The 15,104-nt window shown below is 54.2% G+C and carries 15 protein-coding genes; 10 read left to right on the top strand and 5 right to left on the bottom strand.

Annotation, left to right across the window (positions count from 1 at the left end):
• The first annotated feature begins 105 nt into the window (after window positions 1-105).
• The 8 genes from WJU16_RS01140 to WJU16_RS01105 all read left to right on the top strand — a co-directional run bounded on the left by WJU16_RS01140 (window position 106) and on the right by WJU16_RS01105 (window position 8,228).
• The gene (locus WJU16_RS01140) at window positions 106-3,537 is read left to right on the top strand and encodes a PVC-type heme-binding CxxCH protein (protein ID WP_341836492.1); all 3,432 of its coding nucleotides are present in this window, start codon (window positions 106-108) and stop codon (window positions 3,535-3,537) included.
• A gap of 170 nt (window positions 3,538-3,707) precedes the next feature.
• Complete coding sequence (locus WJU16_RS01135) at window positions 3,708-4,493, top strand: sugar phosphate isomerase/epimerase family protein (RefSeq protein ID WP_341836491.1); 786 nt, start codon at window positions 3,708-3,710, stop codon at window positions 4,491-4,493.
• A gap of 3 nt (window positions 4,494-4,496) precedes the next feature.
• Entirely contained in the window at window positions 4,497-4,859 is a 363-nt protein-coding gene (locus WJU16_RS01130) for a Gfo/Idh/MocA family oxidoreductase (RefSeq protein WP_341836490.1), read from the top strand.
• Window positions 4,856-5,626: a hypothetical protein gene (locus tag WJU16_RS01125; RefSeq protein WP_341836489.1), complete on the top strand. Its 771-nt coding sequence runs from the start codon at window positions 4,856-4,858 to the stop codon at window positions 5,624-5,626. The genes WJU16_RS01130 and WJU16_RS01125 overlap by 4 nt, the downstream gene beginning before the upstream one ends.
• Window positions 5,627-6,244: 618 nt before the next feature.
• Window positions 6,245-6,868 carry a hypothetical protein gene (locus tag WJU16_RS01120; RefSeq protein WP_341836488.1) on the top strand — a complete coding sequence of 208 codons (624 nt, stop codon included), beginning with the start codon at window positions 6,245-6,247 and terminating at the stop codon, window positions 6,866-6,868.
• Window positions 6,869-6,924: 56 nt separating this feature from the next.
• Complete coding sequence (locus tag WJU16_RS01115) at window positions 6,925-7,341, top strand: YciI family protein (protein ID WP_341836487.1); 417 nt, start codon at window positions 6,925-6,927, stop codon at window positions 7,339-7,341.
• Between the two features lie 171 nt (window positions 7,342-7,512).
• On the top strand, window positions 7,513-7,980 hold the full coding sequence (locus tag WJU16_RS01110; protein ID WP_341836486.1) for a hypothetical protein: 468 nt from the start codon (window positions 7,513-7,515) through the stop codon (window positions 7,978-7,980).
• Between the two features lie 11 nt (window positions 7,981-7,991).
• Window positions 7,992-8,228 (top strand): hypothetical protein, encoded by a 237-nt coding sequence (locus WJU16_RS01105; protein WP_341836485.1) that lies wholly within the window; start codon window positions 7,992-7,994, stop codon window positions 8,226-8,228.
• A 107-nt stretch (window positions 8,229-8,335) separates the two neighbouring features.
• Here the strand turns inward: WJU16_RS01105 and WJU16_RS01100 are convergent, their stop codons facing one another.
• Entirely contained in the window at window positions 8,336-8,773 is a 438-nt protein-coding gene (locus WJU16_RS01100; RefSeq protein WP_341836484.1) for a DUF2147 domain-containing protein, read from the bottom strand.
• A gap of 127 nt (window positions 8,774-8,900) precedes the next feature.
• On the opposite strand from WJU16_RS01100, the gene WJU16_RS01095 reads away from it, so the two are divergent.
• Window positions 8,901-11,636 carry a glycoside hydrolase family 78 protein gene (locus tag WJU16_RS01095; protein ID WP_341836483.1) on the top strand — a complete coding sequence of 912 codons (2,736 nt, stop codon included), beginning with the start codon at window positions 8,901-8,903 and terminating at the stop codon, window positions 11,634-11,636.
• Between the two features lie 68 nt (window positions 11,637-11,704).
• On the opposite strand, the gene WJU16_RS01090 is transcribed toward WJU16_RS01095, so the two are convergent.
• The 3 genes from WJU16_RS01090 to WJU16_RS01080 form a co-directional block, all read right to left on the bottom strand.
• Complete coding sequence (locus tag WJU16_RS01090; protein WP_341836482.1) at window positions 11,705-11,914, bottom strand: helix-turn-helix transcriptional regulator; 210 nt, start codon at window positions 11,912-11,914, stop codon at window positions 11,705-11,707.
• On the bottom strand, window positions 11,914-12,528 hold the full coding sequence (locus tag WJU16_RS01085) for a DUF2975 domain-containing protein (RefSeq protein WP_341836481.1): 615 nt from the start codon (window positions 12,526-12,528) through the stop codon (window positions 11,914-11,916). The genes WJU16_RS01090 and WJU16_RS01085 overlap by 1 nt, the downstream gene beginning before the upstream one ends.
• Before the next feature lie 358 nt (window positions 12,529-12,886).
• Complete coding sequence (locus WJU16_RS01080; protein ID WP_341836480.1) at window positions 12,887-14,077, bottom strand: hypothetical protein; 1,191 nt, start codon at window positions 14,075-14,077, stop codon at window positions 12,887-12,889.
• Between the two features lie 216 nt (window positions 14,078-14,293).
• Here WJU16_RS01080 and WJU16_RS01075 point away from each other — a divergent pair, with 216 nt between their 5' ends.
• Window positions 14,294-14,692 (top strand): hotdog domain-containing protein, encoded by a 399-nt coding sequence (locus tag WJU16_RS01075; protein ID WP_341836479.1) that lies wholly within the window; start codon window positions 14,294-14,296, stop codon window positions 14,690-14,692.
• Here WJU16_RS01075 and WJU16_RS01070 read toward each other — a convergent pair.
• Window positions 14,656-14,901: a hypothetical protein gene (locus tag WJU16_RS01070; RefSeq protein WP_341836478.1), complete on the bottom strand. Its 246-nt coding sequence runs from the start codon at window positions 14,899-14,901 to the stop codon at window positions 14,656-14,658. The two genes, WJU16_RS01075 and WJU16_RS01070, sit on opposite strands and share 37 nt — an antisense overlap.
• Window positions 14,902-15,104 lie beyond the last annotated feature (203 nt).

Here is a 15,104-nt window from a genome sequence, read left to right as displayed (position 1 = left end):
AAGATGTAAAGCGGGATTTCATGACAAAATACAGTCTGAATGCGACATAATCGAGGAATGACGCCAATTTTTTATTTCGGAATTTGGGATTGAATTCAGATAAGCATGAAAATTCGATTCCACGTCTTAGTCCTCGTTTTAACCACGATGCTGTTTGCCGCCTGCGGCAAGGAGCAGGAAGGGCCGATGCAGGTGTTATTCCTGGGCCACGCTTCCACCCATCATCATTCCGCGCAATACATGCCGCTGCTGGCCTCCGCGCTCGCTACGGAAGGCATCCAGTTCACGTATGCCGACGATCCGGCCGTCCTCACCGACGAAAACCTCCAACAGTACGATGTATTGATGCTCTACGCCAACCACGATTCCATCACGCCTTCCCAGGAAGCCGCGCTGCTGGGCTTTGTGCGAGGGGGTAAGGGTTTTGTTCCGGTACATTGCGCCAGCTACTGCTTCCGCAATTCCGACGAATTCGTGAAAATGGTGGGCGGGCAGTTCAAATCCCACGACACGGCCACTTTTCACGTTACCACCCTCGATACCACCCACCCCGTAACGCAGGGCCTCACGCCTTTTATTACCTGGGACGAAACCTATGTGCACGATCACCTGTCCGACGACAGGACTGTGCTGCAGGAACGCCCCGAAAACGGCCGCAACGAGCCCTGGACTTGGGTGAAACAATATGGCGCCGGCCGCGTGTTCTACACGGCTTACGGCCACGACGAGCGTACCTGGGGCCACCCTGGTTTCCATCAACTGATGAAAAACGGTATTCTCTGGGCTGCGGGCGACAAAGCCCGCCGCAAATGGGAGGCTTTCCGCAAAACCATGCCCACGCTGCAATACCGCGACGAAGCGAATATTCCCAATTATGAAAAACGTGATCCCGCGCCCCGGTTCCAGCTGCCGCTCAGCCCGGATTCCTCGGCGAAGCTCATACAGGTGCCGCCCGGGTTCGAATTGCAGCTTTTCGCTTCCGAACCGGATATCATCAATCCCATCGCCATGGCCTGGGATGAAAAAGGCCGTCTTTGGGTGATCGAAACCGTGGATTATCCCAATACCGTGCGCGGCACGGAAGGGCAGGGCGACGACCGGATCAAGATCTGCGAGGATACCGACGGCGACGGAAAGGCGGATAAGTTCACCATCTTCGCCGACAAACTGAACATCCCCACCAGCCTCGTTTTTGCGAATGGCGGGGTGATTGTGTCGCAGGCGCCGCATTTTCTGTTTTTGCAGGATACGAATGGCGACGATAAAGCCGATGTGCGCAAAACGCTCATCACGGGATGGGGTACTTTCGATACGCATGCCGGCCCGTCGAACCTGCAATATGGCATGGATAACATGATTTGGGGAACGGTAGGGTATTCCGGCTTCAAAGGCAATGCCGGCGGGCAGTACCAGGAATTCAGCCAGGGCGTGTACCGGTTTGAACCGGATGCGTCGAAATTCGAATTCATGACGCCGACGAGCAACAACACCTGGGGCTTCGGCTTTAATGCGGCGAACGATATTTTTGCATCCACGGCCAATAATACCCACAGCGTTTATATGGGCATTCCGAATGCCGCGTTGAAAGGTGTGGAGGGAGCGGCTATCGCCGGAAGCGTGAAGATAGACGGCCACTATGCCATGCATCCCGTTACAGCGCATGTGCGGCAGGTGGATGTGTTCGGCGGGTTCACCGCGGCATCAGGCCACGCTTTTTATACAGCGGCGCAATATCCGGAAGCATACCAATCCACGGCGTTCGTTTGCGAGCCCACGGGGCACCTCGTGCACGTGGCCCGCATTGTGAAAGACGGCGCCGGTTTCAAGGAAAAAGACGGCTGGAACTTGTTTGCCTCGGCAGACGAATGGGTGAGCCCTGTAGATGCGAGAACCGGGCCGGACGGCGCCGTTTGGGTGCTGGATTGGTATAACTTCATCGTGCAGCACAACCCTACGCCTACTGAAGAACGCGGCGGTTACGCGGCGGTGAACGGCAAGGGGAACGCTTATGAGAACCCCCTGCGCGATAAAAGCCACGGCCGCATCTGGCGCGTCGTACACCGCGGTGCGAAAACTTCGCCCGCTGTTACACTCGATAACACGAATGCATATATTTCGGCACTCAGCCACGATAACCTTTTCTGGCGGATGACCGCCCAGCGGCTGCTGGTAGAAAAGAAAGATTCGGCAGCACTCCCGCAACTGGCGGACCTGACGGCAGGTAAAGCCCCCGCTGCACTGCATGCCCTCTGGGCCATCGAAGGGCTGGGCGCTTCGGGCCGTTACCGCACCCAAATTGAAAAGGCGCTGCAGCACGAAGACGCTGCCGTACGCAAAGCGGCAATCCAGGTACTGGCGCGCCATCGGTGGACGGACAAGCAGGTACTCGCCTCCGGCGCCCTCCGCGACAAAGACCCCAACACGCGCCTGGCCGCCCTTGTGGCGCTGGCCAATGTGCCGGCGTCCGACACGCTGGGGCGCGTTTTGTATGCTATCAGCAAAGAACCTTCCGTGAAAGAGGATGCGTGGTTGCAGAAAGGCGTATATGCGGCGGCGGCGCACCATCGCAAAGGGTTCATCGCGGCATTCCTGTCCGAAAACCCGGGATTCGGGAAAGATGCAGCCAAACCGGCTGACCGTTCCGGGGAAAACGTTGACGACACGAATTGGAAAACCATGCGCCTGCCGCAATACATCGAAAACGCCGGCCTGAACATCGACGGGATCGTCTGGTTCCGGATGGTAGTCGACGTTCCCGCGGATGCAGCAGGCAAGGCAGGCATGTTGTCGCTGGGGCCGATCGATGATTCCGACGACACTTACGTAAACGGAAAGTTCGTGGGCGGGATGGAAAGAAAATGGGCCGATCCGCGGAAATACGCCATCCGCGCGGGCTTGCTGAAGCCCGGACGCAACGTTATCTCCATCAAAGTGACGGACACCGGCGGCGGTGGCGGTATAATCGGCAAACCGGAAAATATGTACCTCGAAGCCGGCGGCAGGAAAATCCCGCTGGCGGGCGAATGGAAATATGAAGTAGAAAAAGTTTTCAACGGCGACGGCACGAAACTGTTCAGCGACCGCAGCCTGGCCGAAACTTTCGTGTTCACTTACCTGAATAAACAGGACGCCGCTCCCGAAGCACCCACCGGCAAATCCGACCAAACGGTAACGCTCAAGGTGATCCAGAACGAAATGAAATACGATCAGGCCACTTTTACAGTGAAAGCCGGAACAGTGGTGGACGTGGTGCTGGAGAATCCCGATTTCATGCAGCACAATCTCGTGATCGTGAAGCCGGGTTCATTGCAATCCGTGGGGCAGGCCGCCAATAAACTGGCCGCGGACCCGCATGGCGCAGAAATGAATTATGTACCCGACATGCCCGAAGTGCTGTTTGCCACCCGCCTCGTGAACCCGCAGGAAACGGTGGTACTGCGCTTCAAGGTGCCCGACGAAGCGGGAGATTATCCCTTTGTTTGCACCTTCCCCGGTCATTGGTCGATTATGAACGGGGTAATGAAAGTGATCCGTTGACGCACATTTTGATATTCCACGTTAAAGGTTGCCCGGAAGAGCGGGAGCGTGCCGAAGAACGCTCCCGGTTCCGCCGGGTTATGGCGAAAAAAGATGAACATGAATGACATTACGTTGGGCGCGAGCACCTGGCTCTGGACTTCCCCTTCAACACCGCATCCATCCCGCTTTTGTACAAAATCCGCGACATGGGATTCGGGGCGGTGGAAATACCGGTAGAGTACCCGGAGTTGATTGATGGGGAAGCGGTACGCCGGGCACTGGAGGAAACCGGCCTGAAAGCCATTGTTTGCGGTGCTTTCGGCCCTTCGAGAGACCTGACGCACCCCGACGCCGCCATCCGCGCCGGCAGCACCGCCTACATGCGGCAGTGCCTGGAGCTTTGCGCGGAATGGAATGCGCCCGTGTTTGCGGGACCCATGTATTCGGCGGTGGGTAAGGCCCGGCAATTGCCGGAAGCGGAAAGGAAGGCAGAATGGAAACTGGCGGTGAAGGGCCTTCGGGAAGTGTGCGCGATCGCGGAGCAACATGGTGTTCGCCTGGCCATAGAGCCGCTGAACCGATTTGAATCTGACCTGGTTAATACCGCGGCAGACGCGCGCAGGATGGCCGAAGAGCTGGATCACCCGTCGGCAGGTGTAGGGCTCGATAGTTTTCATATGTCGATAGAAGAGAAAGACCCGGGCGAAGCGATCCGGACGGCGGGAAAATGGCTGGTGCACGTCCAGGTATCGGAAAACCACCGGGGTATTCCGGGAACGGGGCAAACGCCCTGGGCGTCGCTGCGGGATGCGATCCGCGAAGTAGGGTACAGCGGCGTGGTGTCGATCGAGAGCTTTACGCCTGAAGTAGTGGAACTGGCCGGTGCCGTGTGTATCTGGAAGCAGCTGGCGCCGGACCAGGATACTTTCGGCCGCGAAGGCATCCGTTTTTTACAACAACTTTTCAAATCATGAGTCATGGATAAACGAACGATCAATGTAGCCATCGCCGGACTGGGGTTCGGTGCGGAATTCATCCCCATCTATCTGAAACACCCCGACGCAAAGCTCGTCGCCATTTGCCAGCGTACCCGCTCGCGGCTCGACGAAATTGGGGATGCCTTCAACATCGCAGGCCGGTATACGGATTTTGACGAAATGCTCCTCAACCCCGACATCGATGCCGTGCATATCAACACGCCGATTCCCGATCACGGGCAGCAGACCATCAAAGCCCTCCGCGCCGGCAAGCACGTAGCCTGTACCGTACCCATGGCCACAACGGTGGAGGAATGCGAGGAGATCGTAGCCATCAGCAAGGAAAAAAACTTACATACATGATGATGGAAACCGTTGTATACGCACGCGAGTTCCTGTTCATGAAAGAATTATATGATAAAGGCGAACTGGGCAAGGTGCAGTTCCTCAAAGCCAGCCACCAGCAGGATATGGACGGCTGGCCGGGATATTGGCCGGGCCTCCCGCCCATGTACTACGCCACCCATTGCGTGGGGCCGGTTTTGGGTTTGATGCGCAGCGAAGCGGAGTATGTGTCCTGCTTCGGCTCGGGTACTATCCGCGAGGAAATGCACGGATTTTACAATTCGCCCTACGCTGTGGAAACCACGCACATCAAATTCCGCGACAGCGACCTCAGCGCGCATATCTACCGTTCTTTGTTCGATGTGGCGCGCCAGTATCGGGAAAGCTTCGAAGTGTACGGCTCGAAACAGTCGGTGGAATGGCCCCTGATCGAAGGGCGCCCGCTGGTGGTCCATACCGCCAAGCGCCCCGAGCCCGAGATCCCTTCGGAAACAGAAAGCCCCGATTATGCGCATCTGTTGCCCGAGCCCATCCGCGCTTTCACGAAGCAAGGGGTGTACGATGCAGACGAGCACCAGCATCTTTCCTTCACCCAGGGCGGTGGCCACGGCGGTTCGCATCCGCACCTGGTGCACGCATTCCTGGATGCGCTGAAAAACAATACACAACCTTATCCCAACGCCGTTCAGTCGGCCAATATTACCTGCGTGGGCATCCTGGCGCACGAATCCGCCAAACAAGGCGGCGCCGTAATCAAACTGCCGGAGTTCACTTTGTTGAAATAGTAAATCGTTGAATTAGCGAGGAGCAGGCGCGGCGAATGCCCGGCAATAGCCTTCTCCCGGCTCAAAATTCCATCCTTTCGGACGATTCAGATTCAGATACAGACAAAAAGGAGATGCGGAACACAATGGTGTTCCGCTTTTTTATTTCATAAAGTATATGTAATATTCAAGTCTATATTTAAACAAAATCTCATTTATAAAATCCCTTACCGTACTTGTTAGCCTGTTATGCTTGGCCTGCGTTCCCGCCTTTTCACAAGCAACATCTGGAACTTTTACCGTTGGAGGCCAAATTAATAAGTTTTACCCTGTGGTATTTATCGATGGCGGGTGGTTGAATCATTCTCCAACCATTCTTAATATCGGCAGATCAGACACGCATCGTGATTCTGTAGCGCCCAATCATCGCGGCGCCTTAATGGCCACATTCACTTTTCACCTAACGAATTGGGGGCATGGTGCAAATTACATTGATGCAACGATACGGCAAACCAACCCAAAACAAGTGAATTTTTTTCGAATTGGAGAGATGCGTCAGCAAGTAACAGTACACGGCAATTTCTGGTTTGGATGCGAGGATCTACTTCGTACTCATAGAATTCCAACTATGCTACTACTGTGACCGTATATGATGCTGCTCCTTTTGTTGAGCCTGTTGGTTCAGGATCGTTAACTCATAATGCGCTTGACACGATCCACCAGGGAGTAAATCAATATGGGTATAATATGTCTATGCCCTTGTATTTAACCAGTCCTGGAACGCACTTCGTAAATGGCAATATAGGAATTGGAACATCTAACACTGGCGACAACCGCCTCGCCGTCAACGGTACCATTTCCGCGAAAAAAGTGAAAGTTACCGCAACCGGCTGGCCGGACTATGTGTTTGAACAAGATTATTCGCTCATGCGGCCAGAGGATCTCGCTGATTATATTCGTCAAAATAAACACCTCCCGGATGTGCCCTCCGCCGATTCCATTCACCGTACCGGACAGGATGTAGGGGAAATGAATAAAATTCTGATGAAGAAAGTAGAAGAATTGACGCTTTACATGCTGCAACAGCAGCAACAACTAATACAACAATCTGCTAAAATAGCTGCGTTGGAGAAAAAGCTGGAAAGCGGGAAGAATAATACAGTGTTTTTACTGTTACCAGCGATCCCACGATGGAGATCTTCTTTTGCTTTGTATAACCCACAACCACTACTTCTTCCAGTCCGCCCGCGCTGTTCTTCATGAGAATATTCACCGTGGTTTCTCATTCCAGCGCGATTTCCTGCTTTTCATATCCCACATTGGAAAAAATAAGCACGGCATTGGCCGGCGCGGAAATACTGAAACTGGCTGACTCCCTCGGCGCCGATCCCTACGGGATGAAGTACTACGTGCTCGTGATACTCAAAACCGGCCCGCACCCTGCGGATAACAAAGATACGGTGGCCGCCCTGTTTAAGGGGCATATGGAGAACATCGGGCGCCTGGTGAAAGACGGCAAGCTGGCCGTGGCCGGCCCCATGGCCCAAAACGACCGTAACTGGCGTGGGATTTTCATCCTCAACGTGCCCACTGTAGAGGAAGTCCGGGCTTTGCTGCAAACCGACCCCTCCATTTCCGGCGGCCTCCTGGAAGCCGATTGCTTCCGCTGGTACGGCTCCGCCGCCCTGCCCTTGTACCTGCCTTACCACGATAAATTGCAGGAAAAGAAAATGTAATACGTTTACGGCAACGACCTCTCGTGGCGGCCTCCCCGGCTGTTCGTGCCGCTATGCCTCCAATCGTGTATGTTGGGGTGGAATCTGTGGCAATTGCGCTACAGCAAAGGCCTGCGGCTTCCCGTTGTTCACCGTGGCATGGTTCTTTCACCGGTATTGGAAACATGCACCATGAAAAAAGATCAAACCATTCCCGATAACCGGAAAGAGGAACCGCTCCCGCCTTCCGAAGACATCATCATGGACCTTCCCGAAGTAAAAGACATCCCGGGACAGGAACATATCCACGTTCCCCCGGCCGGAGAACTGGCCGACACCACCGCATCCTCCGCGGATGAGGAAGGAGAAGGCCTGCTGGACGACGTGAACGAAGAAGATGATGAACTCGACCTCGAAGGCGAGGATAACGTCAGCGACACCGAACGCCAACTCCTCGACGACGCGGCCACCATCGACCCGCTCGACGAAGAAGAACAAAACCTCCGCAACGCCCTGCCCGACGATACAGACGACGATGGCGACCCGCTCAACGAAGACGAGCTCGACGTGCCCGGCGCGGAGGATGATGACGAAGAACAGGAAATGGGCGCCGAGGACGAGGAAAACAATGAATTCAGCATAGACAAAAACAGCGACTAAAACATATTCATATGGGAAAGCTAACAAACAGTCATGAAGAAGGAAAAGTGGCGGAAATGATTGAAGAACAGACGGCGAAACTGCCTTCCGACACCTTTTTATGGGCTTCAGTCGGAGCCATGAGCATTTCGCTGGCTTTACAACTGATGGGTAAGAAGCATGCCGGACTGTTCGTAGGGCAATGGGCGGCGCCGTTCCTGCTTTTCGGGATTTACAACAAACTCGTAAAGCAGCAGGGGCACGATTGATGGGTTTGGTTAGGATGCCCCCTGCGGACAAACGCATCGCATAGCGTGTACGGTCGCCACGCCAACAGGCTGGCGGAAAAGGCTGGACGGATTCCGTTCAGCCTTTTTTATTCTGAGCGCGTCCAGTAAGTGGTGCGGCCGAACATGGGAGCCCCCACATACCCGCGGATGTCCAGCATATTGCCTTTGAGTTTCAATTTGCTGCTGTAGGTTTTGCCGCTTTTGGGGTCGTAGATCTTGCCGTCATCCCATACTTTATCACCCGCATCATATTCGAAACCGGTCAGGATAATGAGGTTGAGCAACGGGCGGGAGCGAAGGGACGTGGTGGTGTTCTTCGCGTCGCGCCGCGGTGTTTTGCCGTCATCCTCCAGAGAGTGCTTGATCCAGATGAGTTTTCCGAAGAACTTGTCGCCATTCCGGTAAATCTGCACTTTCGCGTCTTTTTCTTCATTCAGCCATATGCCGTTGACGGCATCCGCCTGGGCGATGGCTGCAGCGGGAATAGCCAGCAGCAGGAGAAAGGCGGCGATGTATGTTTTCATGGTAGTTATATTGGTGATCGGTATTTGTAATTTAAAGAAAAAATGTGGAACAGGCAGGTGAGTGCAGGATAGTGGTTCCGGATGAAAATTATATTTTGGACGGTACCGCTTGAAAACTGAATACGACATGCATAAAAGATCCTATCTATTCCACGTTATGGCCTCCGCGGCTTTCGCGGCGGCCTTGCCCTGTTCTGTGCAGGCGCAATCGTTCCTGCCAGAAAAGCTCACCACCGAATACCGGACTTCGCCGCTGGGCGTTGCCACCGCGCAACCAAGAATGAGCTGGCAGATCAAATCCACCGGCCGCGATTTCATGCAATCCGCCTATGAAGTACGTACCGGCTCCAATGCAGCTGCATTGGCGAAAGGAAAAGAAATCGGTTGGCAAAGCGGCAAGGTAAGCTCCGGCGAATCGCTGCACATTCCTTATGGCGGCGGCGCCCTCAGCTCGCGCCAGCGCGTGTTCTGGCAGGTGCGCGTGTATGACCGCAACGGCAAGGCGTCGCCCTGGAGCCAGGTCGCTTCCTGGGAAATGGGGCTGCTGCAACCGTCTGACTGGTCGGCCCAATGGATTGGCCGGGCAAACGATACTACCGGCAAACCCGGTCCCAGCCCCATCTTCCGCAAACCTTTCCATTTGGCCAAACCCGTACAAAGCGCCCGCCTTTTTGTGACGGCGCACGGCTTGTACGAAGCGCATATCAATGGTAAAAGAGTAGGGGAAGACCACCTAACTCCCGGCTGGACCGCCTACGACAAGCGCCTCCAATACCAGGTGTATGACATCACGCCGCTGCTGCAATACGGCAATAACGTGATCGGCGCCACGCTGGGCGACGGCTGGTACCGCGGCAACCTCGTTTTCCTCAACCAGCGCAACACCTATGGCAAAACCGCCGCGCTATTGCTCCAGATGGAAGTCACCTACCGTGACGGCTCCAAAGAAACCATCGCATCCGATGGCTCCTGGAAAACCGCCGATTCCGGCCCCGTGCGTTACTCCGATATCTACAACGGCGAAACCGTGGACGCGCGCATGGAAATGAACGGATGGGCAAGTCCCGGATTCAACGATGCAGGATGGCAATCCGCCGCCGTGCTGCCGCTCACGAAAAATAACATCGTGGCGCAGGAAGGCCCGGGCGTTCGTCAGAAAGAAAGACTAAAGCCCATTAAATTCATCACCACGCCCCAGGGCGAAGCGGTGGTGGACTTCGGCCAGAATATGGTGGGTTGGGTAGAACTGAAAGTAAAAGGCAATGCCGGCGACACCATCACGATCCATCACGCGGAAGTGCTCGACAAAGATGGCAATTTCTACACCGCCAATCTCCGTGCAGCCAAACAGGAAAATAAATATGTCCTGAAAGGCGGCGGCACCGAAACTTTCGCGCCGCGGTTCACTTTCCAGGGCTTCCGGTACATCCGCGTGAAAGGCATCCGCCAGCCGCTGGATACCAGCCTGTTTACAGGCGTTGCCGTGTATTCCGATATGGGTGAAACAGGTAGCTTCACCTGCTCGCATCCCCTGATCAACCAGTTGCAACAGAATATCCAGTGGGGACAAAAAGGCAACTTCGTGGATGTGCCTACCGATTGCCCGCAGCGCGACGAGCGCCTCGGCTGGACGGGCGACGCGCAGGTGTTCTTCAATACCGCATCGTACAACATGAATGTGACCGGATTTTTCACTAAATGGATGAAAGACGTGGCGGCGGACCAGCGCCCCAATGGCGACATTCCCGTTGTGATCCCCGATGTAAAATCGATCCCTTCGCCGGGTTCGGCGGGATGGGGTGACGTGGTGACCATCATACCCTGGCAATTTTATCAAAACTACGGCGACCGCCGCATGCTTGAGGTGCAATATGAAAGCATGAAGAAGTGGGTGGATTACATCACGAAAATCAGCCGCAACGAGCTCTGGAACCACGGGCCGCATTTCGGCGACTGGCTTTTCTATTCCGCGCCGTACGACAACGACGGGCGTTCCGCCATCACAGATAAATACCTCATTGCCCAGGCGTTTTATATTCATTCTACCCAAAACCTCATCAACGCGGCGAAAGTACTCGGCAACAGCGGCGATGTGGCGAAATATGAAGAACTGATCAAAAGGCTGAAAAACGCATTCCTCCGCGAATACGTAACACCGAACGGCCGCCTGGTATCAAGCACGCAAACGGCGTATGTGCTGGCCCTGAATTTCGACATCCTGCCTGAAGAACAGCGCGCCACTGCCGCCCAGCGCCTCGTCGACAACATCGGCGCATATGGCAACCACCTCACCACCGGTTTCCTCGGCACGCCGTATCTCTGCCATGTGCTGACCCGCTTCGGCCATACCGATGTGGCGTACAAGTTGCTGATGCAGCAAAGTTACCCTTCGTGGCTGTACCCTGTGAAAATGGGCGCCACCACCATTTGGGAGCGCTGGGATGGCATCAAGCCCGACGGTACTTTCCAGGATGTGGGGATGAACTCCTTCAACCACTACGCATACGGCGCCATCGGTGACTGGATGTACAAAACCGTGACCGGCATCCAGCCCGATCCGGCGGCACCCGGCTATAAACAATTCCGTATCCAGCCCAGGCCCGGCGGCGGACTGACACATGCCAGCGCGGAATTCAAATCGCTGTATGGCACCATCGCTTCCAAATGGAAAATCGACGGTGGCAAACTGAAGCTGGAAGTATCTGTTCCCGCCAATACTTCCGCCAAAATCGTGCTGCCGGGCGCGGCTTCGGCTACGGTAACGGAAAGCGGCAAAGTGGTGCAGGCAACAGCGGAAGGAAATGACGCTTCCCTGCAGGTGGGTTCCGGCAACTATGCATTCGAGTATAGTTACTCCAAATAGCAAACTACCTTTTTCCCATAACTGTAACAATCATATGCAATAGGCCGCCATTGAGGCGGCCTTTGCTGTTATTCGCCAGGCGTATAATCGAGGATGTCTCCCGGCTTGCAATGAAGTTCCCGGCAGAGTGCCTCCAGCGTCTCGAAACGAACGCCTTTTACCTTACCCGTTTTAAGCAGGCTGAGATTGGTGACGGATATGCCGATCCTCGCCGCCAGGTCTTTCAGCGAGATTTTATTCTTGGCCATTTCCACGTCCAGGTTTACAATGATTGCCATTATACAAAAGCTTCGTTTTCCTTTTGCAGCCGCATTCCGTACCTGAAAACATCCACGAGGATATAAATGACGGCGGCAACAATAATATAAGGCAGGCCAATATTCCAATGCATCCTAAATGCATGCTCCGCCTGCGGCGCATAGGCATGTATGATTTCTCCCCGCAATATGCTCAGGAGCAGGTTGTATGGCGCGAGCAGCGCGATAAAAAGCGCCGTGTAGCGCAGCCTCCTGATGGCTTCGTTCGTGAAGGGGCTTTGCCGTTTGATTGAGCGCAGCACTTTGCGGAGGTTGAACAGTACCGCTATCACGATGAACTCGAAAAGGAATAAAAAGAAAAATGCGGAAATCTGCTGGAACGTGTTAATCGGTACGCGCATGTGGATGATGGCTGCTTTCGCCTCCAGGGTGGCGCCCGTTGCGGGTATCGAAGACAGTGGCGTAGTCAGGTCTACCATTGCGCTGAAGTGCGTGTCGGTGTCGAAAAACATGACCAAACTGAGGATAGTTATGGCGATGGCGATTAGGGCGAAGTTCGTGTACCAGGCTATTTCCACGAGCCATCGGAAAGTGTGGAAAATACGGCCGTTTAAGGAAGGGTTATTTCCAGGCATAATTAATAAATGAAGGTGAAAAATTAATCAGTGTAAAAGTGTAGCAACCCGCCAGGAACCACCGGAACCGGAAGAATTGCATCTACCACTACCGATAAATTTCCGTCACCGGCCTGTTGGCCGGATGTGCAGCCATGTGGCTATTTAGGTGAGCTTACATGGCGAGGAAGTTTGTTCGTTTACCTTTCGAAGATATCTACATTTATTCAAAAAACAAAAATTAATTTACGTAAAACGTAAATAATAGTATGAAAAGCATAAATAAGCAAGCCGGATGTTTTGGCCAATTAAAAGAAAAGCCCCTGTGAATACAGGGGCTCTCATTTTTCAGCTTCATAACCATTTAAAGATATTATTGCTATTTGTTGTTGTAGGGAGTGAACACGAATGTGACCATCGTTGAATACGCTCCGCCAGACGCGAGGGGATGGAATTTCCCGTCTTTCCAGAAGCAGGCGTGCGAGCCGTTGGTGCCCGTGGCGTAAAGGGTATTGCCGACTTTGGCGATCTGCCGTGAACGCACGTATTGCGCGTTGGCGGGGAGTTCCAGCGTATGTTTGTCGGCTGTGAGGCGGTTGATGTTTGCTGACGGTAAGGTTACCGTATAATAATAAGGCGCGTTGCCGGAGCGGCTGTTGCCGGGTAAATAGAACCTGCCGTCGGCGATCGTGGCGCCATAGAGGTCGTCTTGCAGTGGATCGTGGACGAGGTTCACCGGCACAAAACGCACATCTTCTTCCTTCATGTTCTCCGGCAAGTATAACGTGAACCATTCCACTGCACCCGTGGCAATATTGACACAATTACCCAGTATATAGCCGGTGGCATCTTCGTTTACATGCGTTGCGTTGATCTTGAAAGCGTTGTAACCCTCGCGGCGGAGAAACCTTTCCTTCAGGGTGCCGCCTTCGCGGCCGAGGGCGGTATAAATTCCGTCGTTGTATTGAAGGGTCTTGAAACCGAAAGCCTTGCCGTCTTTGAAGCCGGAGGCGTTGTATCCGCCGTAGGTGGTCCAGGCGCCGGAAGTATGGGCAAACGCATCGGGCATCCCATGCTTCGTCACCTCCCCGGACTTGCTGATCCGGTAGTAATAACTTTTAAAGACGCCGCGGTCGTTCATCCCGTACACCTGGAGCATCAGGTCGAAGTTGCCATTGTCGTTGTTATAATACGCGCTGCTGATCGTTTCCTCGACCATAGGGGAGCCCGTTGCCTCGTTGAGCAGCTGCTCGCCGCCGCCGGTCCAGTAAGCCGCTACCGGCCTGCTGTTGACGTAGCGCACGCCGTAGAGGTTGTTGTAGGCGATGTTGAGATGGCTGCCGCCGTGAACGCCCATGACGCCGTAAACACCGTCTGGTATATTGTCGGCCAGCACGGAGGAATCGATCTGGTCTTTTTCGGGAAGATTGGGATTCCAGCGGATGATTTTAGACTGCGCGTCGCGACTGTTGAATTTGATGCCCATAAACGCGGGATATTCCGTTGCGTTACCGCCGCCGGGCGACGGAGGATCCGGTGTGGGGTCGGATGGCCGGTCTTTTTGGAGCATCCTGCCGTTAGCACGGCTGCTGCGAAAACAACTTTAAAGAGATTGGATTTCATGCATTGATGATGTAGTACGACGCAATACTACAGCCGCAGTAAAGGATAATCAATCCGCGAGGAGCGAAAGGATGTTTGATGGGGTTTAACTGCAAATTAGCAAGTCCGAAGCGGGAGAGAATCCGGTTGATTTTACTAATTTCGCGGCTAAACCGGAGCGTACATGAATTTTTATACCAGAAAATGGGTGAAACCGGAAGACCTCAACGCCCACGGCACCCTCTTCGGCGGAAGTCTCCTCCGTTGGATCGATGAAGAAGCGGCCATTTATGCCATCATTCAACTCGGGACCAACAGCTGCGTCACTAAGTACATGTCAGAAATCAATTTTATCAACTCCGCCAAACAGGGTGATATCGTGGAACTGGGCATTAAAGCTACCCATTTCGGGCGTACTTCCATCACGCTGAGCTGCGAAGTCCGCAATAAGATCACCCAGAAAACCATTCTCACCATCGACAAAATCGTGTTTGTCAGCGTCGATGAAAACGGCGTCCCCAAACCCCACGGCCGCACGCACATCACTTACACCGACGAGCGCCTGCGCGAAGATCCCATCTGATCTTCCACCGCTACCGCGCCCAAATGTCGTTGCCTTTGCATCAGCCATTGCTCGATTTGTTTTAGATCATCGCCAAGCGTATACACGGCTGCTTTTACTTTTTGCAGCGATACGTTGAACTTAACCGCCAGGTGCATGAGGTCTGGCTGGTGGATACCTTGTGGCGGATTTTTATGCCTGTTGTTCATAACCAGTCTGTTTCCTTCCATATAAGGAAAATTCATGCCAGCCTGCGCCCGCCGCCGCTTGCGGCGACTCCCCGGATTGTTTGTGGATTTCCCGGGGCATTGCGGGGAAGCGGGAGCCACACCTGCCGCAGGTACGGCGGCGAAAACGGTGGAATTTGATCCTCCGGCCGCTCGTCACATTGTCGGGAGGGGGTATCGCTAAAGCCGTATTTTACCCCGCTGAA

It is taken from the genome of Chitinophaga pollutisoli, assembly GCF_038396755.1.
GTDB lineage: Bacteria > Bacteroidota > Bacteroidia > Chitinophagales > Chitinophagaceae > Chitinophaga > Chitinophaga pollutisoli.
Note: the sequence above shows the minus strand (reverse complement) of the source record. Positions and strands in the feature narration are given on the sequence as shown.

Excerpts from the sequence above, each read along its gene's own strand:
- WJU16_RS01140 (WP_341836492.1), top strand. The coding sequence starts at position 106 with ATGAAAATTCGATTCCACGTCTTAGTCCTCGTTTTAACCACGATGCTG.
- WJU16_RS01075 (WP_341836479.1), top strand. The coding sequence starts at position 14,294 with ATGAATTTTTATACCAGAAAATGGGTGAAACCGGAAGACCTCAACGCC.
- WJU16_RS01080 (WP_341836480.1), bottom strand. The coding sequence starts at position 14,077 with ATGCTCCAAAAAGACCGGCCATCCGACCCCACACCGGATCCTCCGTCG.
- WJU16_RS01085 (WP_341836481.1), bottom strand. The coding sequence starts at position 12,528 with ATGCCTGGAAATAACCCTTCCTTAAACGGCCGTATTTTCCACACTTTC.
- WJU16_RS01070 (WP_341836478.1), bottom strand. The coding sequence starts at position 14,901 with ATGGAAGGAAACAGACTGGTTATGAACAACAGGCATAAAAATCCGCCA.
- WJU16_RS01095 (WP_341836483.1), top strand. The coding sequence starts at position 8,901 with ATGCATAAAAGATCCTATCTATTCCACGTTATGGCCTCCGCGGCTTTC.
- WJU16_RS01100 (WP_341836484.1), bottom strand. The coding sequence starts at position 8,773 with ATGAAAACATACATCGCCGCCTTTCTCCTGCTGCTGGCTATTCCCGCT.
- WJU16_RS01105 (WP_341836485.1), top strand. The coding sequence starts at position 7,992 with ATGGGAAAGCTAACAAACAGTCATGAAGAAGGAAAAGTGGCGGAAATG.
- WJU16_RS01130 (WP_341836490.1), top strand. The coding sequence starts at position 4,497 with ATGGATAAACGAACGATCAATGTAGCCATCGCCGGACTGGGGTTCGGT.
- WJU16_RS01090 (WP_341836482.1), bottom strand. The coding sequence starts at position 11,914 with ATGGCAATCATTGTAAACCTGGACGTGGAAATGGCCAAGAATAAAATC.
- WJU16_RS01125 (WP_341836489.1), top strand. The coding sequence starts at position 4,856 with ATGATGATGGAAACCGTTGTATACGCACGCGAGTTCCTGTTCATGAAA.
- WJU16_RS01110 (WP_341836486.1), top strand. The coding sequence starts at position 7,513 with ATGAAAAAAGATCAAACCATTCCCGATAACCGGAAAGAGGAACCGCTC.